General features: G+C 30.3%; 36 protein-coding genes. 3 read left to right on the top strand and 33 right to left on the bottom strand.

What is annotated here, in order from left to right:
• Window positions 1-140 precede the first annotated feature (140 nt).
• The 10 genes from CLMAG_RS28730 to CLMAG_RS28705 form a co-directional block, all read right to left on the bottom strand.
• A complete protein-coding gene (locus CLMAG_RS28730; protein ID WP_341421191.1) occupies window positions 141-620 on the bottom strand; it encodes a hypothetical protein in 480 nt (159 codons plus the stop codon).
• A 17-nt stretch (window positions 621-637) separates the two neighbouring features.
• A complete protein-coding gene (locus CLMAG_RS34830; RefSeq protein ID WP_341421190.1) occupies window positions 638-850 on the bottom strand; it encodes a hypothetical protein in 213 nt (70 codons plus the stop codon).
• 105 nt (window positions 851-955) lie between these two features.
• Window positions 956-1,270, bottom strand: coding sequence for a replication terminator protein (locus CLMAG_RS28725; RefSeq protein ID WP_242873166.1), 315 nt, complete (start codon window positions 1,268-1,270; stop codon window positions 956-958).
• Between the two features lie 19 nt (window positions 1,271-1,289).
• A complete protein-coding gene (locus tag CLMAG_RS28720; RefSeq protein WP_169809823.1) occupies window positions 1,290-1,607 on the bottom strand; it encodes a MazG nucleotide pyrophosphohydrolase domain-containing protein in 318 nt (105 codons plus the stop codon).
• Complete coding sequence (locus CLMAG_RS32815) at window positions 1,567-1,710, bottom strand: hypothetical protein (RefSeq protein ID WP_161487053.1); 144 nt, start codon at window positions 1,708-1,710, stop codon at window positions 1,567-1,569. The genes CLMAG_RS28720 and CLMAG_RS32815 overlap by 41 nt, the downstream gene beginning before the upstream one ends.
• A complete protein-coding gene (locus CLMAG_RS32810; protein WP_161487052.1) occupies window positions 1,701-1,850 on the bottom strand; it encodes an aspartyl-phosphate phosphatase Spo0E family protein in 150 nt (49 codons plus the stop codon). The genes CLMAG_RS32815 and CLMAG_RS32810 overlap by 10 nt, the downstream gene beginning before the upstream one ends.
• A gap of 16 nt (window positions 1,851-1,866) precedes the next feature.
• Complete coding sequence (locus tag CLMAG_RS34570; protein ID WP_278331891.1) at window positions 1,867-2,001, bottom strand: hypothetical protein; 135 nt, start codon at window positions 1,999-2,001, stop codon at window positions 1,867-1,869.
• 24 nt (window positions 2,002-2,025) lie between these two features.
• A complete protein-coding gene (locus CLMAG_RS28715; RefSeq protein WP_242873163.1) occupies window positions 2,026-2,832 on the bottom strand; it encodes a DnaA ATPase domain-containing protein in 807 nt (268 codons plus the stop codon).
• Window positions 2,768-3,523 (bottom strand): DnaD domain protein, encoded by a 756-nt coding sequence (locus CLMAG_RS28710; RefSeq protein WP_066630661.1) that lies wholly within the window; start codon window positions 3,521-3,523, stop codon window positions 2,768-2,770. Before CLMAG_RS28710 ends, CLMAG_RS28715 begins: the two co-directional genes overlap by 65 nt.
• Window positions 3,524-3,675: 152 nt before the next feature.
• Entirely contained in the window at window positions 3,676-3,924 is a 249-nt protein-coding gene (locus CLMAG_RS28705; RefSeq protein WP_066630659.1) for a helix-turn-helix transcriptional regulator, read from the bottom strand.
• A gap of 204 nt (window positions 3,925-4,128) precedes the next feature.
• On the opposite strand from CLMAG_RS28705, the gene CLMAG_RS28700 reads away from it, so the two are divergent.
• From CLMAG_RS28700 to CLMAG_RS28690, 3 genes are all read left to right on the top strand, one after another.
• Window positions 4,129-4,494: a helix-turn-helix transcriptional regulator gene (locus tag CLMAG_RS28700; protein WP_066630657.1), complete on the top strand. Its 366-nt coding sequence runs from the start codon at window positions 4,129-4,131 to the stop codon at window positions 4,492-4,494.
• 375 nt (window positions 4,495-4,869) lie between these two features.
• Complete coding sequence (locus tag CLMAG_RS28695; protein WP_066630655.1) at window positions 4,870-5,070, top strand: helix-turn-helix domain-containing protein; 201 nt, start codon at window positions 4,870-4,872, stop codon at window positions 5,068-5,070.
• A 110-nt stretch (window positions 5,071-5,180) separates the two neighbouring features.
• Window positions 5,181-5,546: a helix-turn-helix domain-containing protein gene (locus CLMAG_RS28690; protein WP_066630653.1), complete on the top strand. Its 366-nt coding sequence runs from the start codon at window positions 5,181-5,183 to the stop codon at window positions 5,544-5,546.
• 34 nt (window positions 5,547-5,580) lie between these two features.
• Here the strand turns inward: CLMAG_RS28690 and CLMAG_RS28685 are convergent, their stop codons facing one another.
• The 23 genes from CLMAG_RS28685 to CLMAG_RS28600 form a co-directional block, all read right to left on the bottom strand.
• Complete coding sequence (locus CLMAG_RS28685) at window positions 5,581-6,441, bottom strand: hypothetical protein (RefSeq protein WP_066630651.1); 861 nt, start codon at window positions 6,439-6,441, stop codon at window positions 5,581-5,583.
• A 681-nt stretch (window positions 6,442-7,122) separates the two neighbouring features.
• Entirely contained in the window at window positions 7,123-7,506 is a 384-nt protein-coding gene (locus CLMAG_RS28680; RefSeq protein ID WP_066630650.1) for a hypothetical protein, read from the bottom strand.
• A 32-nt stretch (window positions 7,507-7,538) separates the two neighbouring features.
• Window positions 7,539-7,715 (bottom strand): hypothetical protein, encoded by a 177-nt coding sequence (locus tag CLMAG_RS32805; RefSeq protein ID WP_161487051.1) that lies wholly within the window; start codon window positions 7,713-7,715, stop codon window positions 7,539-7,541.
• A gap of 61 nt (window positions 7,716-7,776) precedes the next feature.
• Window positions 7,777-7,899, bottom strand: coding sequence for a hypothetical protein (locus CLMAG_RS34565; protein ID WP_278331886.1), 123 nt, complete (start codon window positions 7,897-7,899; stop codon window positions 7,777-7,779).
• A gap of 27 nt (window positions 7,900-7,926) precedes the next feature.
• Window positions 7,927-8,322, bottom strand: a complete 396-nt coding sequence (locus CLMAG_RS28675) for a transcription initiation factor IIE subunit alpha family protein (RefSeq protein ID WP_066630649.1) — start codon at window positions 8,320-8,322, stop codon at window positions 7,927-7,929.
• A 30-nt stretch (window positions 8,323-8,352) separates the two neighbouring features.
• Window positions 8,353-8,625, bottom strand: a complete 273-nt coding sequence (locus CLMAG_RS28670) for a hypothetical protein (RefSeq protein ID WP_066630648.1) — start codon at window positions 8,623-8,625, stop codon at window positions 8,353-8,355.
• 58 nt (window positions 8,626-8,683) lie between these two features.
• Window positions 8,684-8,875, bottom strand: coding sequence for a helix-turn-helix domain-containing protein (locus CLMAG_RS28665; RefSeq protein WP_066630792.1), 192 nt, complete (start codon window positions 8,873-8,875; stop codon window positions 8,684-8,686).
• A gap of 142 nt (window positions 8,876-9,017) precedes the next feature.
• Window positions 9,018-11,369 carry a hypothetical protein gene (locus CLMAG_RS28660; protein WP_242873165.1) on the bottom strand — a complete coding sequence of 784 codons (2,352 nt, stop codon included), beginning with the start codon at window positions 11,367-11,369 and terminating at the stop codon, window positions 9,018-9,020.
• Window positions 11,354-11,524: a hypothetical protein gene (locus CLMAG_RS32800; protein ID WP_161487058.1), complete on the bottom strand. Its 171-nt coding sequence runs from the start codon at window positions 11,522-11,524 to the stop codon at window positions 11,354-11,356. Before CLMAG_RS32800 ends, CLMAG_RS28660 begins: the two co-directional genes overlap by 16 nt.
• An 11-nt stretch (window positions 11,525-11,535) precedes the next feature.
• The gene (locus tag CLMAG_RS28655) at window positions 11,536-11,940 is read right to left on the bottom strand and encodes a hypothetical protein (protein WP_066630790.1); all 405 of its coding nucleotides are present in this window, start codon (window positions 11,938-11,940) and stop codon (window positions 11,536-11,538) included.
• A gap of 287 nt (window positions 11,941-12,227) precedes the next feature.
• Complete coding sequence (locus tag CLMAG_RS28650) at window positions 12,228-12,446, bottom strand: hypothetical protein (protein WP_066630788.1); 219 nt, start codon at window positions 12,444-12,446, stop codon at window positions 12,228-12,230.
• The gene (locus tag CLMAG_RS28645; protein ID WP_066630786.1) at window positions 12,443-12,664 is read right to left on the bottom strand and encodes a hypothetical protein; all 222 of its coding nucleotides are present in this window, start codon (window positions 12,662-12,664) and stop codon (window positions 12,443-12,445) included. The genes CLMAG_RS28650 and CLMAG_RS28645 overlap by 4 nt, the downstream gene beginning before the upstream one ends.
• A 13-nt stretch (window positions 12,665-12,677) precedes the next feature.
• Window positions 12,678-12,836 carry a hypothetical protein gene (locus CLMAG_RS32795; protein WP_161487057.1) on the bottom strand — a complete coding sequence of 53 codons (159 nt, stop codon included), beginning with the start codon at window positions 12,834-12,836 and terminating at the stop codon, window positions 12,678-12,680.
• A gap of 112 nt (window positions 12,837-12,948) precedes the next feature.
• Complete coding sequence (locus CLMAG_RS33105) at window positions 12,949-13,092, bottom strand: hypothetical protein (protein ID WP_169809824.1); 144 nt, start codon at window positions 13,090-13,092, stop codon at window positions 12,949-12,951.
• Window positions 13,093-13,271: 179 nt separating this feature from the next.
• A complete protein-coding gene (locus CLMAG_RS28640) occupies window positions 13,272-13,565 on the bottom strand; it encodes a hypothetical protein (protein ID WP_066630785.1) in 294 nt (97 codons plus the stop codon).
• Window positions 13,549-14,451 carry a ParM/StbA family protein gene (locus CLMAG_RS28635; protein ID WP_066630784.1) on the bottom strand — a complete coding sequence of 301 codons (903 nt, stop codon included), beginning with the start codon at window positions 14,449-14,451 and terminating at the stop codon, window positions 13,549-13,551. Before CLMAG_RS28635 ends, CLMAG_RS28640 begins: the two co-directional genes overlap by 17 nt.
• Window positions 14,452-14,573: 122 nt before the next feature.
• Complete coding sequence (locus CLMAG_RS28630) at window positions 14,574-15,206, bottom strand: hypothetical protein (RefSeq protein ID WP_066630783.1); 633 nt, start codon at window positions 15,204-15,206, stop codon at window positions 14,574-14,576.
• Window positions 15,207-16,090: 884 nt separating this feature from the next.
• On the bottom strand, window positions 16,091-17,077 hold the full coding sequence (gene xerA / locus CLMAG_RS28625; RefSeq protein ID WP_066630782.1) for a site-specific tyrosine recombinase/integron integrase: 987 nt from the start codon (window positions 17,075-17,077) through the stop codon (window positions 16,091-16,093).
• Window positions 17,078-17,314: 237 nt separating this feature from the next.
• Window positions 17,315-17,509, bottom strand: a complete 195-nt coding sequence (locus tag CLMAG_RS28620) for a phage holin (protein WP_066630781.1) — start codon at window positions 17,507-17,509, stop codon at window positions 17,315-17,317.
• A 13-nt stretch (window positions 17,510-17,522) separates the two neighbouring features.
• Window positions 17,523-18,404 carry an N-acetylmuramoyl-L-alanine amidase gene (locus tag CLMAG_RS28615; protein ID WP_066630779.1) on the bottom strand — a complete coding sequence of 294 codons (882 nt, stop codon included), beginning with the start codon at window positions 18,402-18,404 and terminating at the stop codon, window positions 17,523-17,525.
• Window positions 18,405-18,417: 13 nt separating this feature from the next.
• Window positions 18,418-18,723, bottom strand: coding sequence for a hypothetical protein (locus CLMAG_RS28610; protein WP_066630777.1), 306 nt, complete (start codon window positions 18,721-18,723; stop codon window positions 18,418-18,420).
• 192 nt (window positions 18,724-18,915) lie between these two features.
• The gene (locus tag CLMAG_RS28605; RefSeq protein WP_066630775.1) at window positions 18,916-19,107 is read right to left on the bottom strand and encodes a DNA translocase FtsK; all 192 of its coding nucleotides are present in this window, start codon (window positions 19,105-19,107) and stop codon (window positions 18,916-18,918) included.
• 81 nt (window positions 19,108-19,188) lie between these two features.
• Window positions 19,189-21,408 (bottom strand): SGNH/GDSL hydrolase family protein, encoded by a 2,220-nt coding sequence (locus CLMAG_RS28600; protein WP_153041013.1) that lies wholly within the window; start codon window positions 21,406-21,408, stop codon window positions 19,189-19,191.
• Between the last annotated feature and the right edge of the window lie 20 nt (window positions 21,409-21,428).

Raw genomic sequence — 21,428 nt, 5'->3', positions numbered from 1 at the left:
TTAATTCATCAAAGGTATTTATTAACTCTTGTAAAAGCTCTTTGTTATTTAATTTTCACTCATTTTAACTTCCTTAATTTAAATAATTGTATTTATAGGACAAGTTAGCTATTAACCTCTAACCTGTCCATTTTATTAAATTAGGATATAACTTTTATGTTTTCTACACCTTGAAGTTGATCTTCTAGGAATTTTTTAATTTTGCCCATTGCTTCGTTTCTCCAAGCACCACCATCAGCTTCAAAGAGTGCTGCACGTGGTCCACTTTGCATTCTGAATATAAACTTTGATTCTGGCTGTACTATTTCCGGGAATGTTCTATACGGTGCAAGTATTACTGGATTAGGAACTACTACATCATTTACACTTGCTACTCCAGTTTTGATTGTAGCTGCTTGACTCACTCCGTCATCACCAATTTCCTTAATTGCACTGTCCTTTACACATCCTGTTACTTTTAAAAGAAGTGTTCTATCTTTATTTTCCACAAATGATGATTGAAGCATTATATTGAATTGTTCTGTATCTATGAATCTATCAAAAACGATATTGTCCGGTAGTAAAGCCTCACATGTAATATAAGATTCCCTTTCTGCATCTGAACGTAATTCTGAATACAATGCTACTTTCTCAGGACTTATACATGTATTAATAATTTACTACTTGCCTTAATATCAAAATCAGATTTGATATAATCTACTAATGCTGTTAGTGTTGTTGTTTTTAATGCTGCTGGCTCCGGCTCCATTACTCTATGAAGTGCCTTTGTTGAATATTGCTGTCCATCAATTTCTAGTAATTTTACTTCTCCTAAAGCTACCAAATACTCTAAACTCTCTTTATTAAACATATTGAATTCCTCCTAAAATTTAATTATTTTACTAATTTTAACCCTTCTAGATCTTCCTTGGATTCTTGCTTAGGTTCTAAAACTTCTCCAGTTTCAGAGTCTACTTTAATCGCCTGTTGTCCTGGTAACTGCTTTTTTAAATTCAGCTCCTATTATTTCACCATCTAAGTTCCTATCTATCAGTATCTTCGTGTGTATAGATTCTTTTGGAGCTAGTTTTACTTTTGTAACAATATCTATGTTTGTTATGTCTCTATCCTCTTTTGATTCAAACACCATATCAATTGTTACTTTTCTTTTTGTTTTCCATGGTGTATTAGGATCTGATATATTCTCCATTACCTCCTTTATAGCTTGATTAACTCTTTCTGCAAATCCACCACCAGCGAGAGTTTCTAAATTTAACATTTTTTCTGGCATATTGTATTCCTCCTACTCTTTAATTTTTGGTAATGTGTAACCTAATAGTTGCAGCAACTTCACACCATCTGTTGGTTAGCTTTTTATTGTGTCTGTGTATGCCTTGCTCTATAATCATGCCTTCTTTAAATAGCTTGTACACCATTCCTACTCCAACCTGTATTACATCTAATACCTCTTCCATTATTTTTGTTTTGTCATTTAAATCTATTGCCTCTATAAGTTCTTCTACCTCTTCTTTTAATTTTTTCTTCCAGTATTCCCAGGTAACTTTTGTATTATCAATTACTTTGCCGTCATGTCCTTTTACCTTCTTTAGTACAAATAGTCTTACCATTCTCATCCTCCATTCTTTCCTTAATTATTTCTAACGCTTCCCAGAATACATATCCTTTTTCATAGAGCTTTAGTAATTCTTCTATCCAATCTTCTAAGCACATACCATTTGTCCATTATAAATATTAAGCAGTACATCTAGCTCCTGAGACTTTCTAACTGTTCTTATATCCATAAGATCATATAGTCTAATACACTCATTCATTTCTTCTCTAACTTTTTCAATCATAGCTTTTATATCCAAATATCTCACTCCTTTTTTATAAAAACCATTTTTGGAACAATTCATCAGATACTTTAAACTTAGCTTTGGCAATTTCAACTGCTTGTGAAACTGTAATATCATTTTGACAATAAATCTTAAATACTTCATTTTTGAAATCATCTATTGACATTACTTGCCTCCTAATTAATGAATTTTATATAAAGTTTCGCATTCTGTAGTTATAGTTTTTACCTTTGAAAATTGTTATATTTTCTCCGCATGTTTCAAGTATTCTTCCTGCTAGTGCTTCATCTAAGTCTATAAGCATATCTGGAGTGCATTCACTACTTATTATTGTTGGTAGGTAGTTAAGATATCTATAGTTAAGGATAGGGTATATATGCTTCATATCTGCTTCATTTAGTCCTACTATCATTCCGTCCTTTCTTAATAACTTTCCATTTTTAATCTTATCTTTGAATAAATCATCTATTATCAGGACCTTTGCTCTACAATATCTATCCATGAGCTTGTTGTAATACTCATCATCTAAAACATTTGCTTTTAGTTCCTTCATGGATTCTAAGTAAGGCATATATACCACTGGAACAGGATCAGACTCTCTATTAATTAAATTAGTGCCTATAGATACTACAATATGTGTTTTACCTGCACCAGCTTGTCCAAACAATCCAAATCCATTTTCTCTTTTAGTTCTTAAAGTATTGAAGTTTTTAATATAACTTACAGCTTTATCTCTAGCTTCTTTAGTCAAATCATCATACGGTTTATAGTTATTAAGTTTTAATAACCTCTGCTCTGTATTAATCCCTGAACTTTCCCATAAAACTTTTAAATGAGCTATCTCTACACATTCACATTTTTTATAACAATCTAAATCTTCGTTATAGATCCATCCAGTGTCATGACACTTGCTACAAGCATATTGTATTTCCTTAACCACCAAATCTCTTGAAGTTGTATCCCTGACTTGATTGATTATCCTCGCTAGAGCTTCCACCTTTTATCTCTCCTTTCTTGGATTTTTTATTTCTTTGCATTGTATAAACTTGTGCTTGTTCTGTAGTTTTAATTCCTCTGCTGTCCCAATCCATTAAAATTTTTTCTATATACTCTAACCTTCTAGCATTGTTCTTTGCTGCAATATTTATAGCTAAAATTACTAGTTTATCACTTAATTGTTCACTCCAGCTATTTAGAGAATCTAGTTCTAATTTACCTGGTGAATGGAATATATTTTCTTGATATACCTGTATAGGGTTTAAGTCCTTATTATTATTAATATCATTATTTAGTTTATTATCATTATTTAGTAAGGAGCCCTTTTGCCAAATCGGCGTTTCACCAGATTGGCATTTTGCCGAATCGACGTTTTGGCACTTCGGATCTATTGGAGTTTCATATACTATGTAGTCATATCCTCCAGCGAATTTACCAGTGTTACTTCTTTTCAAGTCTCTTGTAACATATCCATATGCTTCTAGTTCCTTTATAGTATTAGATATACATCTATGTTTATCTGATGTATTTTCACATATCTCATTTATATAAAACTCCCAATTATCAGGCCTGCTTAAAAAATAAGCCATAAGCCCTTTGGCTTTTAAACTTATCCTTTTATCATAAATAAAGTTTTTATTAATAACTATATAAGGATTGTCTTTGTCCTTTTTTACTCTGAATACTGCCATTTAATTCACGCTCATTTCTAAAGAGTTTTTTAAATTTGACATCCCATCATCTCCTTAACCTCCATTACTAGCTAATCATTAAATTAGCCTAATCTTTTTTACATACCTTTTTCCTTTTTCTCTTGTTTTGCGTGAATTTTTGTGCTAAAATTTCAACTTCCTGAAGAAGTTGATTTTGTCTTAATAGTATCTCGCTCTTTTTCATTTCTAACCTCCTTGTACATAGATTCTATGTCTTTCTCATCGGTTTTATATAAATCTGAGAGCTTTTGTTTAACTTTTACAGTTAAGTTGACCCTTCCAGATTCTATGTCATTGAGATGTTTACCACAAATACCCACTTTAGAGGCTACAAATTGACGTTGAAGGCCTTTAATATATCTAAATTCTCTTAAATTCAATGTTCCACCTCCTGTCTATTTATATTTTCTCTTATTTCGAGTGAAAAATAAACTTGCATATTTTGCCTTTATATGGAATGTGCCCAACATATTACGTCATTATCTCGATTTTCCTTTATTTCTCTCAATTTGCGTGATTTTACAGTTTTTTCTCTTGAAAGGTGAGAAAATTTATTATATTATAATTAATGAGGTGTGAGTTTAATGAGTGGAATATTTTCTCAAAAATTAAAAAATTATAGAAAAGAACTTGAAGTTAAAAGAGGCGAAAAAGTTGGGCAAGTGAAATTAGCTGGGGAGCTTAATGTTTCTCGTGGTATTATAGGAGATCTTGAGCGCGGAACAAGAACTCCTTCTAAAAAATTTCTAGTTAAATTAGTAGAGCATAGTGGTAAATCAATTGATTACTGGATGGACGGATTAGAGGAATATGAAGCACCAAACACAGTTGATCTTATATTAGATAAAATGATTGAAACTGGTTTAATAACTAGTTCTGAATTAAGCGATGATGTATGGAATATTATAAAAGAAGCTGTTAAGTTAGAAGTTGACAGAAAGTTGAGTTAACGCAGGTTATTAAGTACCTGCTTTTTTCTTTTTCTCTTTTAATTCTTCAACTAACATTAATAGTTCTTTTTGTCTTTTTAATATTTCGTCGTTTGTCATAAGTAAACATCCCCTTAATATTTTGCTATAATTATATCACTTTTAGCATTTGTATACAAACATATGTTTCTATAATTATGTGTTTAATGGTTATTTTGCATATAATATGTTTTTTTTACAATTCTTATTATAACATGTCTAAAAATCGCTATAGCGATTTTTTTTTCTATAATATCCCATTTAATGATATTTTTTTACATATATTTGCTTTTATGTTTAAGTTGTTATATTATATTAATAACAATTTTGTCGAAAATATAAATAAAAAGGTTTAATATGAAAGTAAAAATTGTACTGAAAGATGTTAGAATAAGAAAAGGTCTTACGCAAGCTGCGCTTTCACATAAATCTGGTGTGGCACAAAGTCATATTTCCGACATAGAAAATAGCATAAAAAGTCCAACTTTAGATAAGTTATGTAAATTAGCAGAAGCTCTAGAAGTTAAACTAGAGGACTTGTATATCTGTTTCAATTGATGATGAGTTAAATGCGTAAATAGGAACTTTTTTTATTTACGCATTTAACTTTATTTCCCTCCTCAGATGCTATTATACTCTTGACTTCAATATTTTCGGGGGGATGTATTATGGATATAAAAAGAATTATAGCTAATAATATATATATACTACGTACTAAACACGACTTAACTCAACAAGAATTTGCAGATAAATTATCTGTGAAATTTACAAGAGGTCATATTTCACGAATAGAACTTGCAAACCATATTCCTTCCGCAGAATTCATTAAGGCCGTCAGTGATGCATTCAATGTTTCTGCAGATTGGATAATGGGAACTACAGGTAAAGAAATTCCTGAATCTTCAGATACTCCTATAGTAACAAACGTAACAACTAGAGAAGTTGATCTTCTATTGAGTTTTAGGGCTCTATCCAATGAAGTCCAGCATAGAATATTAGATTTAATCCAATCCATACTTAAATCCACATCATAGTATATTTAATTAAATGATTAATAAAAGCAATATTCTACCAACCTAACAATGCACGCTCAATATTTTTTAAATCCTCTGATGTATAGTTTCTTTGAGGGAAGTCATTAAATCTGCTGTAGGTGGTTCTACCTTCATTGGTAGTCTTGTTATTTATAACATACTTTTTATAATTGCTTTTAGATTGTATTCTAGCATTAGTTATAGCTTTTATTACATATGCTACCGCATGTTTCTTGGTTATATTTGAATAATTATTAAATAGCTTATCAATTACATGGCCTTTAATCCAACTAGATTTAACTTTCATAGTTATGAACAATTTCTCTATAACAGGAGAAATGTATTCCCATGAAGTAACCTTTTCTTGATCCTGTACATAGTTTTCATATTCAAAGTTATCAGGTGTCCTTGGAGAACAAGTATTAGAGTCTAAGTCTATAGAAACTCTTTCAGAGTTTAAGTATTTATGTTTTTCATCGTCGCATGGTAGCACAGTATTTTCAATAGGTTCAACTACTTCTGAAGTGTTTACATTTTTGTTTACACTTTCGTTTACCATGTATCTAAAAAATGAATAGGTAAAGCTATTTTTGAATTTTTCGACTGCTATTAATCCAAGCTCTATTAATAAATCAATTCTCTTTTTTAAAGTTCTTATAGACATTTTTGGATGACATCTTTTATATTTTTCAATAAAATCACGCATAGATATGCTTAGTTTGGTAGCTTCTTTTAAATGTGATAATCCTGCTTTTTCATACTTAGCATTAGTTGTATTGTTAAGTTTTAAAAGATATGAATAGATACTCATTACTGAGTCTTTATTTTTTTGATTTTCTAGTGTGTTAAATTTATCAAGTTCCTGACTATTAAAAACAATATTATAATTTTTCATAATAAAAAATCCTCCTTATGTCACGAAATACACCCATAACACAAAGAAGGAACTAATTTTTATATACGGAAAATATACGTATTTTATTATTGACTATATGCAAATAATAATTTATAATAAAATACATAATACAGTATATAAGAAGTTAAACTTCTTGTGTCTTTGGAACTCCTGTCAATCTGGGTCGGCAAACTTTCGATTGATAGGAGTTGTTGCATTTTTTGACTATTTATTTTTAAAACCGTTTAATTTGCAATAATTTATCTAAATTATAAATTATCTTCTGTAATTTGTAAAGAAAAATGTGGATAAGCTGTCTAATAATCGCTAAATTATAATTTATATTTAGTAATATAAATTTCAAAATAAGTAATATAAAAAGTATAATTAAGCATCTGGAAATAAATTAAATTAAAAATATATTACTGAAAATATAAATATACAATTATAAACATAAATAATTTTAAATAAATATAAATTTAGGTTTCAAAGCTGCTCTAATAAATAAATTAATTATAGCAGCTTTTTATAAATGCAGTATTAATATAACTGCTATAATTAATTTAAATTTAACCTTTAAATCGCATTATTCCAATGGATAGAGGTAGAGTGTTTCACATATTCTTGCAGTTACATAACCCTTTTGATTAAATTCTTTATTTGATAAATTCATGTTTAACATTATCCATTGCATACATTTTCAGTATGTTTAAATTCTTTACCACAGTGAATGCACTTTAATTCAAAATATAATTTTTTAATAGGACCCACAGAATCAGATTCACCATACCAATTTAAAATATGAGCTTTAGCAAAACCACAATCAGGACACTTTTCATCAACAATATCATTTTCTTCATAGTTACCTAAGTAAGATTTATCACACATTTCACAATACTTACTATCATCAAGCCAAAAACCACAATCAGGGCACTTACCATAATGTTTAAAAGTTATCTCCTTACCACAAGTACCACATTTTACAGTAACATTTTTATCATCTTCATTTAATACATTCCAAAGAAAAGGAACATCACAATCTGAACATGCTGCACATTTTTCCATTATTAAAACCACCTTTCAATTTCGCTAAAACCTTATTTCTCGAATGTTCCTTTTTCAACAAGACCCAAAATAACATCAAGCATATCTTTTTGACCATTATAATACTCAATCATATCAGCAGGATATTTATTTTCTTTATAACGTTCAATATCAGATTCAATGTTAGCCCTTAGATTTTCCATAGCATATACAAAGTTATCTTTATTCATTTACATATCTCCTTTCAATTTCGCTAAAATCTCATTTAACGTTCTTTGATATTCAAATTTTCTATTTAACAATTTTACCTGTCTTCTCAAATTCTTTCTTTGCTACATCCACCGGACAAATCTCAAACTCTTTATCCGTACGCAGTATACATTCCCTATAAGGACATTCTTTACAGTTTTTCATAGTAACCTCCTATAGATGAAATGTGAACTATCGAATTTTTATTACATCTGCTTTTTTCTTTGGTATAACGCTGTATTCAACGGTAACTACTCTTTCAAATTCAAGTTCACTATTACATCTTGTACAAGTACGTTCCCCAGTATCCTCTAACTCAAAAGCATCTTGATATATGTGTCCACAATAAGGGCAAGTGAACTCACTTTCTAAAGTTTCATCTACTTCATCATCATCTTTAAAATTAAAAGCTCTTACACCAACCATATTATGTTCCATTATCATACATACTGAATATAAATTGTTGTCTATCTCTAAATTTGAGCCTATTTCTGGTCTTTCGTCTAAGTCTATTAGATACCTGCCACTTTGACTTAAATCCTCATAATTAATTCTTGTACCATCTTTTAAATAATAAACTTTATACATGAATAATCATTCCTTTCCTGCGCCATTTTTTCAATCTTTGTTTTCTATCCCAATAAAATCTCTCCATATATCCTCGTGTTCTCTATTACAATCAATATTCAAACCTTCTACGCAACCTATATGATTTACCTTGCAATGTCCTATACAATCATAATTTTTGAAAGGACAAGTCATTCCATTTTTCTGAATCAACGCATTTACAATGTGGTCAACATACGTTTCATCAGAATCTCTAACTTCCAAGTCCCCTGAATCAGATTGATCATATAGCAACACAAATAAAGCTTTTTTTAAATTACTCATTTTATACTCCTTTCAAATTTGCAATATTTCGCTCAACTTCACTAAACTTTCGTTTAGTCTAGTTGTTTTCTGTAATTTTCCCATAGACTCTTTCCATTGCTTCTTTAGTTACTAGCCACACCTTGCCACTCTGTCTATATTCTCCTTCTTTGAATCTCCCTTGCCTTACTGCGTTTCTTAAAACAGATCCGTCACTTAATCCCCAAAGTTCTGCTGCTTCTGTAAATGTTAGCACATCTTTGATATCCATAATAACCTCCTTTCTTTTAACACGTTTTCGTGTCTATACTTATATTATAAACACGTTTACGTGTTATTGCAATAGTTTTTGAAGAAATATTTTAGAAATTTTTAGAAAATAAAAAGGAGCCCAAGCCCCTAAATTAAAATATTTATTTAATTGGTAATGGTAGTTGAGTTATTCCTGCCCAGTAACCTTCTTCATAAGCTAATAGATTAAGGCAGTGATATCTTTTAAGATGTAATAGGTCTTCAAGGGAATATCCCTTATCTTCAAATTCTTCTTTCATAGCTTGATAATTTTTCTTATTACTACCAGCTATAAACATATAACTACACATAGCACTCTTCAGCTCCTCTTGTATTACAGGTATCTGTGCTAAATGATGGCATGAAAGAACGAGCTTAGTCCTATACTTAGGCATCTGGCTTAATATTATAGTTAGATATTTTTCACAATTTTTAGTTTGGTATAATTCATCTATCAGGATAACTGTTTGAACTAACTTATCTTGGTCTATATCGCAAAATCTTTTTTGAAGTGCACCCCATACTTTAGTGATCCAGTAGCATACATATATATCTTTCTGTTGCTGAGTAGCAAACATGCTATCATACATTCTTATACAGATTAATTTACCTTTCTGAATTTCATCTATAAGATTTATATTATTATCAGAGGATCTCTTAAGCATCATTTCTATATAGGCATTTTGCTTCAATCTGTGTACTCTGCTTAATATGGCACTTATATGTCCTTGTTTAGTTCCTATAACCTCTGCTGGAGTGTCCTTAGTAGCCTTAGACCACTCATCAATTTCTAATAATTCATCTATATATTCTTCCATAGTATCCTTAAGTTCTAATGGAATTTTTTTAATATATTCATGTCTTAAAACGTGTTGCTTTAAGACTTTAAAAACATCATTAACTGAACCATTACATACAAAGACTACTAATGCTGCATACTCTAAGTACCTTTCCATTCTACCTTCTAAATCGCTATCACCGTCATTTACCAAATTTATTAATTCTTTAAGTTTAGCAGCCTTCATTTTTGCGCAGTTATATAATTCAAATATAGAATCATCCTTAGGTACTATTTCATTATAACCAAATCCTTGTAATGTATCCCAAATATTGCACTCTATATTAAGTATTTTTTCCTTAGGAATAACCCGTGCTAGTTCATCACTTAGTTGGCATTTACCACAAAAGTCGGGTAATATTACTGTTCTACCAGCTTTTATTAAATCATAGACAATGTTTGCTATTAATGTACTTTTACCACTTCTATTAGGTCCACATAGGCATATGGCTGTATTTTTAAGTTCTTTATCCTCTGTTTGATATACGCTAGTTAATTTTCCTCTATAAGTATTTTCTCCTGCTCTTATAACTCCTGACTGTAATTGATCTGGTACCTTACTTTCTAATACATCAATTTTATCAATAATTTTATGTTGTTGAAGAAGTTCTCTTCCTGGGAGTTCTAAAAGATTTTGACATTCCTCTACAGATAGTTTATTTTCTTCTACTCCAGCTATTTTAAAATCAGTTATATAAAATGTATTCTTCTTAGGTAGTTTTTTATATATAAGTTCATTATCTTCGCTTAGTGTTTTATACCCCTCTAAAACTGCTATAGCGTTATTTTCAGTACGTTTTATATTATTACCATCTGCTACTATTAGCATCTGTGTAGAAAGTACTGTAGTGTCTTTTTTTTCTACAGTTGCACTACTAAGTTTCTTCTTATCCTCTAACATTAATGATGTTAAAGCTACCTCTGCTAAACTTTGCTTTTGTTCTTTTTTATCTGCTCCAAAGAAATCCGATACTATATCTAGTAGATCTTCAACTAAATTTATAAGTATAATAAACCCTTCTTTTAAAACATACTTCCATGTAAATTTTTCTCTTTCTATAGGTTCATTGTTTTTCAATTTGTCTATAGTTCTTTGGTATTCAACTCTCCATCCTCTCTGTATACAAGGTATAAAGTTATAGAATATTCCTACTCTATCTCCTTCTTCCAATATATCTAACACGCTGAGAATAGAGTTTAAAGGTTCATTACACTTTTTATTAATGTTTAAACTTAAGGCATCTTCTTTAGAGTATTTTAATTGATATTTTAAAGCTTTTTCAGAAAAAACAGGGATTGTATCTACTTCTCCAATTGTAACTTTAGACCATGTTTCAGTTATCTTTTCTTTGATGAGTCCTAGATATCTCTCTGGAACTATAAAGTAAAACGAAACATCATTCTTTTGTATATCTATGAAAAAGGAACATTTGACAGGAGTTTCTATTATGAATTGTTTTTCTTCTTTACGTATCCTTTGAGTAATATTTTTATACATGTATTGAATAGCTTTTGCTATATTGGAGCTGTTATAATTACGAATCGATGTATCTGGTATAAGTTTTAAAATTATATATTTAGGATGAACTAGCTGAAAATAGTCGCTTAATTTCATGGATTTTATAGTGCTGAACATACAGCAGCCACCACCCAATAAATAATTACACAAAACACACTAACTCTACCTCCTTTTTTAAACCCTGCTATATAGCCTAGAAGTCCGACCATTCCAATAAATAAGCATAGCCAGTAAGCATTTTTAGCTATAAAGGTAAAGATTAAACTTCCCATACATCTACCTCCTAAAATATACTTTTAATTAAGTCTAATATCCAAGGGAAAATATATAATGCTCCAAATGCCAATGCATATTTCATCATAACCTTAGCAATATTTTTTGTATCTCCTTGCATTAATGCCTTTATTATGTCAATAATGCATCCTATAATACAACACCAATATCCTATATTCCTAACTATACCGAGTATTGTATTTCCTGCAGCATCTATTTTCCCCATAGGATCAGCAGCATTAACAATATCATTCATATATAAAAGGCTGCCACCAACAAATGCTACTTTTTTCTTTAGTTCAGTATTACTATTAATGTGCTTTGCTACAAGTTCAATATTTTCATTAAACTTATCCTTTTGTCTTTTTTTAAAATCAGCCATAGTAGAATTTGAGTAAATTACACTTATTTTCATAAAAACCTCCGTATAAAATTATTAAAATAGTGAATACTAATAATAAATTAACTTGAAAGAAGGGTTATCATGGGTGTATTAATTTTTGCCTTTGGTGCAGGAATGGTTGTTGCTAGTTATATAGTTCAAGCATTCTAATTGTAAATAGATTATTAACATTCTCTAAGATAGCATTAAATTAGTCATCTTTTAAAAGTTTGTTGCATAAGCTAGAAGTGTATACGACGTAGCGAAGCAAGGAGTTCACTTTTAGCGTCGTGGATAAGTCTGCCCTTTCGGTGCAGGCTTTATTTTTTATAGTGTAACTGTTTAAATTCCTCAAACAGATTAGTTTTTATATCAAGTCCACTAAAATCTTTACAATCCCAAAGTTCTTTTACTTTATTCCCTTCTCCATCTACTAGAGTAGAATCTCCGTTATCAAATTCGAGTCCAAGACCAAGCTCCCAGTTAGCATTTTTAATTCTTTGAAAAACAACTGTGTTAATTCTATTTATATTCCTCATTGCTCTGCCTCCGTAAGCATTATTTCCGTACCATCTGCTGGTGTCCAAGGATCATTATAATCTTTAGGGATATAAGCCTTTGTATAATTGCTAGGTTCAAATTCAATACAGCATGCTCCAGTATCTATAGCTTTCCATCCTTCAGGTGTAATCACTAACCAATGCAAGTCTCCAAAATCCTTTTCTACTAAAATCATTCCACTAACTAGATTTTCCATTAATACATACCTCCTAAAACCAACTAATTTCATACTTATAAATATGGCTTACTGTAACCTTCATATCTTTTTCTAAAAAAGTTTCTCCATTACCATTTATCATTCTGAATCCTGTTTCCCACTTTGCTTTTTTGGTTCTTTTGAATTTAATTGGTTGATAGAGATTTTTCATTTAAAGCCTCCTGGTATTAAAACTTAATGTTTGAAATACTCATGTTGTAGCTCAAGAAAGAGCTGTGATTAATATGAAGTGAATAAAAATTAGATATGATTTATAAATTAATCTACTTTTTTTCTTTTTCTAAATAGTCTATATAATGCTCTATTGCATCCTTTATAAAGTCTGATTTTTCTTCTAAAGCATTTACAAAGGTAAATAATTTCATATCTCTAGATGTTTTCTTAAAGCTTACATTAATTGTAGCCAAGTTTTGCTCCTCCTTTTTTATTCTTTATTTAATGTATATGCAGGATTTGAGCAAATATTACTAAATAATATTACAAAAGTATTACTTTTATATTATTTTTGTAATATTTTTATAACACAAAAGAGAAGTCTATAATTTTATAAACTTCTCTTTTGTAAAATATTTTAAATACTAAAAAATTAATCTGAACTATTTAAAAAGTTTTTGTATGCTTTCTTACCTTTAGCACCTAATTTACTATTAATCTTGTTTTCCGAATCTGATTTTATGTTTTTAGTATCCAAATTCATTTCTTGTAAAATCTCTTTTATTATTCCTTTTAATTCTTCTTTTGGATACTGCCTGTTTCTTTTTATATCATCTCTTATTAAATCTTTAACATAAGTTCCAAATGGTTTACTTTGGCTTTCAGACCAATTTAGTATATCTCTTTCATTATCAGTAAAAATTATTGGTTTACTCTTGATCTTCATCTCCAAACTCCTCTTTTGCTATAGCATCATATACCTCAGAATTTATGAACTGATTATTTTCAACTAGTTTTATTTTTGGAAAATCATTTTTCCAGTAGTTAATTGCATCAGCTCCACCGCCACCAATTAGGTAGATTGCCTTTGCATCTTTATATTTAAAATCATTTTTGATATATGAAGCTATTTCACCAATGTGATTTGATATTATAGGTCTAATATCTGTTATATCAGTTTCTTCTTGATTTATGATAGTTGTCTTTTTATTGAATATTTTTTCTATATCAGTCGGCTTAAAATCTGCGCCCTTATTAGTATTAAGATATGATGCTATCTCAGCATACATTTTATACATAGCTTCATTGTAGGTAGCACTATTGATTATACTTAAGTCTTCCCACTGAGTTACATTAATAGTTCCAGCTCCATTATCAATCACAATTACATTATATTCTATTTCTTTCAATATAGGATAAGCACTTTCTATGAATACTAATGCATCTTTAATTCGTATAGTATATTCTTTTCCATCAACTGATATTTGCTTTTGCCCTAATGATGTTATATGTTTCTTAAGTTTTTCACCTATCAATTTATATTTTCGTTCTGGTAAACCTACTACAACAGATTCTTCGATAAAGTCCTCATTTCCAGAGCCTAATGCAAGTGCAGTTAACAAACAAACTGTATATTGATTACTAAAATATCTATCATCTCCAGTAAATATAGCCCCTTCTCCTACAACATAATTTACTCCATCATAAGTTACATAATGAATCTCTTTTTTTTGTTTCCCAAATGCAGTTTTTTCTCCTATTTTTGTTCTGCTTGCAAACTTCTTTCCTTGAAATTTTACATATCCGTTTCCGATATCAATACCTCTAGCCATTTATTAGAACACCTTCCTTTTTATAATTATATACTTTTTATATACTTTTTATATACTGGAATTATTTACAATTACAATTTTACTCTAAAATATATACTTTGTAAATACTTTTTATATACTTTCTATTTTTTATATTTATTAATGAATTCTAATAGAGCTTTAGATATAAGATCCTGTTGCTTATAACCTGGATATTGCTTACAAACTTCTTTAAATTTAATAAAAATACTATCATAGCACTTAATCGGATGAGGACTAACATTACCAGATAACTCAGGATCATTCAAATTAAGTTCCAATTTAGCTAGGATTACTTTAGTACTACTATCTTTTTGGAGCCTGTACCACTCTAGTATTTCCAATAGAGTTGGCATAATCTCCTTAAGAGTATTTAAAGTTGTAAAAGTATTACTTTTATAATCCTCAACTTCTTTTTCATTAATTTGTTCCTCTGAAGTAGCAGCCATCTCCTCTTCTGCTTCTGTGCTACTTTTAGTATTAAGCATTACTTTAGTGATACTATTGTAATTTGCTATATCATACATAAAAGTAGTTTGATTGTATTTAATACCCGTACCTTTGATAGTAAAAGAAAAATCTTTACGACTTATATCAAATCTCTGTCTTATAAAATGGTCATTAGAAATTTTATTTTCTTTACTTCTGGATCTATTAGCTAACATATTTTCATTTAATGCTTTTGCGATTTCGCAAAGTTTTTCGTAATCTAAATTAAGCTTTTTAGGATTTCCCAAAACTAAGCCCCTCCTTTTGTACTACAAATCTACTACAAAAGTAATTCTACGTGTTGGTAAAAATATCCTTTTAATTTTAAAAAATTGGAAGCTTAAGGTATCCAAATTTATTTAAATTTTAAATATTATGATATCCCTAAAAATTTGAATTTAGTTTTCTAAGAAGGACACGTTAAGAAGTCTGTTTTGGATATGTTAACAATAAATAATATAAGAAAAATCAATGCTTGAAGACATAATTAAAAAGAAAATCCCTTTTAGAAAACAAGCACGTTTTCTTTATCAGAAAGTAAGTTTATTTTCTTTTGCTCTTAAAAATAATTGGTAAATGAAAAATAATGTGAATTATGTAATAATATTGATGCTTAAAGTATCCTTTTTTATAAAAAATCATGACGGTAGAATGCGGGTTTGCAGTTTTCTTAAAGTATCCCTCAAGTCGATTTTTTAGTATATATTTAGAGGGATATGTTAAGAGGGGTATTTTGGACACGTTAAGCACCTCGCCAAACTAGTGAGATCAATACTTTAGCTACTTTTCTCTAAGAATATCCTTTCAAGAGAGTTTAGGAGGTTGTTTTCTAAATTTTAAAACTGAAGGGGGTTTTCTTTTTTGATAGATAGAATTTTGCGAAAAGTTAGAGGAAAAAGTTATGAAAGAAGATGATGACTTATATCAAATTATTTAATAATTTAAAAGAGAGCTTGGACTAATTTAAACTAATCCAAGCTCTTTTGTGCTATTGAGATGAATTATTTTGACCTTTTTTTAACGGTTGGGTTAAAGCTTTTTCAATACTCCAACCTCGCATTAATTAGTTAACTTTCCAAATCTTTGACCATTATTAAATATGAGTTTTCTCACAATAATTCAACTCCTAACCTTATTGAATTCTTTTATACTCATGTCTTACATTATCCTCCGATACTTCACTATATACAAGTGTAGTTTCTGGAGACTCATGTCCCATTAGATGCTGAAGTATATGTAAAGGCATACCTGAATTTATATTGTGTGTAGCAAAACTATGCCTAAATAGGTGAGGGTATATAGATTTATCAAATCCGGCTCTTTCTGCAATCTTATTTACTTCTCTTTCAATACTTCTGCCACCCATTCTCCCGTGCGGAAACTTGCCAGCTACAAATAAAGCAGGATTCTCATCTTTTCTTGTCTCTAAATATTTTAGTAAAAGAATCTTAGCTTTTACATTAAAGTACACTTTCCTCTCCTTATTTCCCTTTCCAATCACAAATAAGCTCATTTCATGCCAATTAATTTCGTCTTTATTAATTCCTACAATCTCGCTGAGACGGCACCCGGTTGATATCAAAAATTCAACTATACTTTTTTCGCGATCCGTTTTACAAGCTTGCCTTAAATGTTCTACTTCCTCATCAGATAAAGCATGTCTTAATCTTTTAGGTTCTTTAGTTTGTTTTAATTTTCTTGCTGGGTCCTTAGGTATATATTCTTCATCCGCTAACCATGAAAAGAATGATTTTAAAATAGATATTTGTCCATTTATACTAGTTGGTTTCATACCTTTGCATCTTGCTGCTAAGTACATTCTTAAATCCATTGTTGTTATAGTAGCAATAGGTTTAATTAAGTGACTAGCAAATATAATCAACTGATAATTATAGTTATTTAATGTTCTTTCGCTTAATCCATCAAGCCTTTTAGTTGCAAGATATATCTGTAGTTTTTCTTCTACGTCAGAAGCTACTAAAGCAGTTTCTTGGGGTAGTACATCATACTTGTAAAAAACCTCTTCTAATATGCTCCTTAGTTTTAATTGGTCTATCGTTGGAAATTCTAGTGATATTTTACCTACAGACTTAATAATAGCCTCTTGATTACAGTTCATTGTACATTCCTCCTATTGCCCTATACAGGAGGTTAATGCTATAATATATTCGACTCCTGTATAGGGGTTGTTTTGAGAAGAGAGTTTTCTAACTTTGACCGGGAAGAAGCTCTCTTCTTTTATACTCTTATATTACCAAACATTTGTTCTTATGTCAAGATATGACAAACTTTTTGTTATACTTTTTTTACTTATTCAAAAAATAAAAAAATCCCCGAGCCTAAGCCCGGGATAAAATTACTTGTCTGATACTCCTGGTGTTGTAGGATCGATTACTATACCTAACATAGTTAATAATCCCAAAATCATATTTATTAATTCATCGTAGTTATCTGGAATAGTAAATAAATTAAATGTCTTTCCCATTAATGCTACTAATGCAGCAACCGCTAACCAAAACGCTTTATTCTGTAATCTTTTCTTTATATCCATAAATTTATTCCTCCTATAATCCTAATAATTTTCTCCATGTATTTTGTCCAACAATTCCATCTGGTTGAAGTCCGTTAGAATTTTGAAAATCCTGTACCGTTATAAGTGTTTGTGTTCCAAAAATCCCATCTGCGGTAATACCTAATTTACATTGAATCCATTTAGTTATATCTCCTTGGCCACCATGTTTTACAATACATTTTGAAGCTGCACTTAAAGTTAAGGCTCCAGGGAAACCATCTTCTGCTAGAAGATTATTATTCCTATCTCTGAATCCTTGTACATTTAATAAGTGCTGTAATGAAGCATAATCTTTATTCCAAGTAGTTCCGAAGGCTTGTTTTGTTATAGGTGTTGGAATAGGTATACTAACAGCGTTTTGACCGGTTAACCCTCGTATTATAGCAGTAGCAATATTCTGTTCATTGTAGATAGCATGATCCACTTCACTATCACAGAAACATATCTCTATAAGTATTGCTGGTGCAACTGTATTTCTTAACACATATAGATTTTCTGATTTTATACCTCTGTTTGTAAATCCAAGAGCAACTAAATTTGATAATATAGGTTCAGCTATTTGTTTGGCTGCATCTGAGTTAGCAAATATCTCAACTCCATGTCCTTGACCATTAGAAGCGTTCATATGAATTGAAACATATCTGTTTACACCCAAACTATTAGCTATCTGACAACGCTTTGCCAAAGAGCCTATAACACTTGAGAAGGTTTCTCCTAAAGGAGTTACACATGCACCTTGATGTCCAGGTGTTGTATCTAGCCCTGCTACTACTAAACTACCGATATTTCTAGTGCCATCATCCTCTTGTATCCAGCCACTAGCTCCTATGTCTGGTGCACAATTATGACCATAATCAATTCCATCTAAAATCATAAAAACATCTCCTTTATTTTTTAAATATTAGTGTAACTGCAGTCGCTGCAAGTGCACTTAAAAAAGAAACTATAACAGATACTTTTATCTGACTAGCTTCTTTTGCTGGCTCTTGTTCTATTGCATCTAACTTTTTAGCTATACTGGCTATACTATCTTTAATCTCATTTAGAATTTTATAGATCATCTTGATTTGTTCTTCACTTACTGCAGTATTTCTCTCTAGTAATGTAAGCCTTTTCTCAAACTCTTTTTCAGTTTCCCTCATTTCTTGGACTTGTTTTTCTAGATTTTCAATTCTCACGTCTTTTTCATCCATACATACGCCTCCTGTTTTTTATAAATAAAAAGACTTAGTTTCCTAAGCCTCTGTAACATATAAGTTTTTAACCTCTTGTTTATATCTACTTATAATAACCAATACTCTCTAGTTTCTATTAGCAAATATTATGATTAATATTGTATATCATGAAAGTGCTCACAAAGAGCACTTTTACTTTTACACATTTTATTATATTAATACTCTTCTTACGTTTTTATTAGGATTGTATGCTTCAATTATTCTTCTGTTTTCAAGCACATCAATTAATTTTGCACATGTAATATTACCTACCTTGAGTTTTTGTTGTAATAAAGTTACACAAAAGCTATCACGGTTCTCCTTTGCAATTTGAATAGCTTTCGTTACTAAGTTATCATCCATTCAAATTCCCCCTTCTAGTTTGTAAAAAAACTAATTTAAAGTTTAATTTATATGTGTCGCAATATTTTTCAAAAGCGACAATTAATCCAAAGAAACAATCTCTGCAAGTACATCAGTAGCACTTGTTATCACGTTATCAACTACTGTTCCGTTTTTAACTGCTGTATAAGGTTGTGTAATAAATCCCTTTATTCTATCTTTTAATGGGATAATATAGCCATTTTTGTTATATGATGAAAAAACACGTACCCCCTTTACATAAACGCCTGTTCGTCCACCACTATCGGTTTTGGCTTTAATAACAGTTTTATGTTGTGTATTCATTAATTTTTGATTACGATGTGGATTTTTAAAGAAATAGCCATTATAGGTTGCATACATATTTGTAGTACTTGTATATAATCCATCTGTTGTAATTTCACTATCACCACCATTGGGATGTAAACAAAATTCTATGTTAATTTCTTCGCCTATCCAATCAATTTCTATCGTATCATCAGCTACATTTGTCTTATAAGTCCACATGCTAGGAGCAACTTCTGTTCTAGTCCATGTTCCAGTAAATACCCCATTCACTTCTGTATGTTCGGATATTTTTTGATTTCCAACTACTGAAATACAAGTGATATAAGCAGTTCCACCAATAGCAGTTATTTTAATATCACGCGTTGCCATATTTACTTCATTTGATTTATAAAGTAATGTTTTTTGTGCGTTTGTCCCTAAATCATCACCAAAAGCAACGCTCGTAAGTGCATTATATCCAGTAGGAGTTTGAACCGTAATTGTACCTGTCGAAGCTTTCATTAATCCAGCAACAAAAACATAATCAACTGCAATATCGCCAACATAAAATTGAGCACTTTCTCCATCGTTTAACACAATCGCTTCATCAAGACCTAAATAAGTTTTTCTCGAATTTCCGATACCTGTTACAGTAGCTACATTATAAGCAAGATTAGGTTCAAACAAAGTTTTAACAACTTTTCCATCTTTATATATATTTTCATTAGTTACAGTTGGAGTTGCTAATAGACAATCACGACATAAGTTTGCCATTTTCTCATTACCTGTATCATTTGGGTGCGTTCCATCTGCTGTGTATAGTTTTAAATCAATTCCCTGTTCTTTTAAGTCATACCAATGTTTATTTACATCTATTAAACTTGCCCCTTCTTCTACTGCAACTCTTCTAATTACATCAGCATACAAGTTGTAGTAATCTTTTTCTGTCTCCATTATTTCACCTGTAACCATATCAATCATTGGTTGTTCCGTCATGCAAAAGACATCTATTCCATTACGTATTCCCATTCTTACAGCTAGTCGATATAGGTTTTCAAATAACTTAATATCGACATGATTATTATTTGCATCATTTCTTCCTGTACAAATAAACCAATAATCATAAGTAAATGGTGTAGTGTTTAATGATTTTGATGTTAAATCTTTACCAGTAATCATCCCAACGTTTGGAATAACACTTCGTATATCTTGACTTCCTACCGCCACGCATAGAGGATTGAATCCAGTCATTGGTTGACCCAATGCTACAACATCTCTTACCTTTTGACTTAAACGATAAAACCATGTTTTTCCGTATTCACTTGAACCATTACCTGCTCCAATGCTATCGCCTGTAATGTAAGCCTTAATCGATGGTTGTTTCATTAAAAATTTTTGTCGTATATATTTGTGACGAGCCACATAAACTTCTTTTTTTACTAAAATCGCATTATCAATATCTTTTTGAGCCGCCTTTTCAGCCAAATGCGACGCATGGACTTTTAATTCTTCCACTACTTTTCCGGTGGATAGCTCTGTAACATCACCAACTTTTTCATTAAATTCTTTCTGTGATGTAAATACTAGAGACTGATCTATTGTAGCAGTTACGCTTGAGGCATTACCTGTTATTGTAATTACTTCTAGTACATTTTCAATAATATCAGAGCCTTTTCCTGGTATAAAGTCAGCAGTATTTCCAGCATTCGCAACACAGTAAAGAATTTCTCCACTATCGGGATCATTCGCATATAGTCCAATTTCACGTACATATATACCTGCAGTTAAATTTTGATTAGATAACGTAGTTTTAATTTTTACAGTACCATCTCCGCTGCTATTTACATCAATATTGCTTATATCTAAATCCATTGTTTTATGAACTAACTCAGTTAAACTTTCTAAAGTTTGACCATTAGCTAAATATCCATCTCCGATCGCTACTTTTGTGAAATTTAAAGGGACACCTGTTTGAACTTTATTCATCAACAGTATCCCTTTACTTGTTAGTTTCATATTGTTAAATTGTGCCAATT

This window comes from Clostridium magnum DSM 2767, assembly GCF_001623875.1.
Taxonomy (GTDB): domain Bacteria; phylum Bacillota; class Clostridia; order Clostridiales; family Clostridiaceae; genus Clostridium_AM; species Clostridium_AM magnum.
The sequence above is the reverse complement of the archived record's forward strand: the minus strand, read 5'-3'. Positions and strand labels throughout refer to the sequence as shown.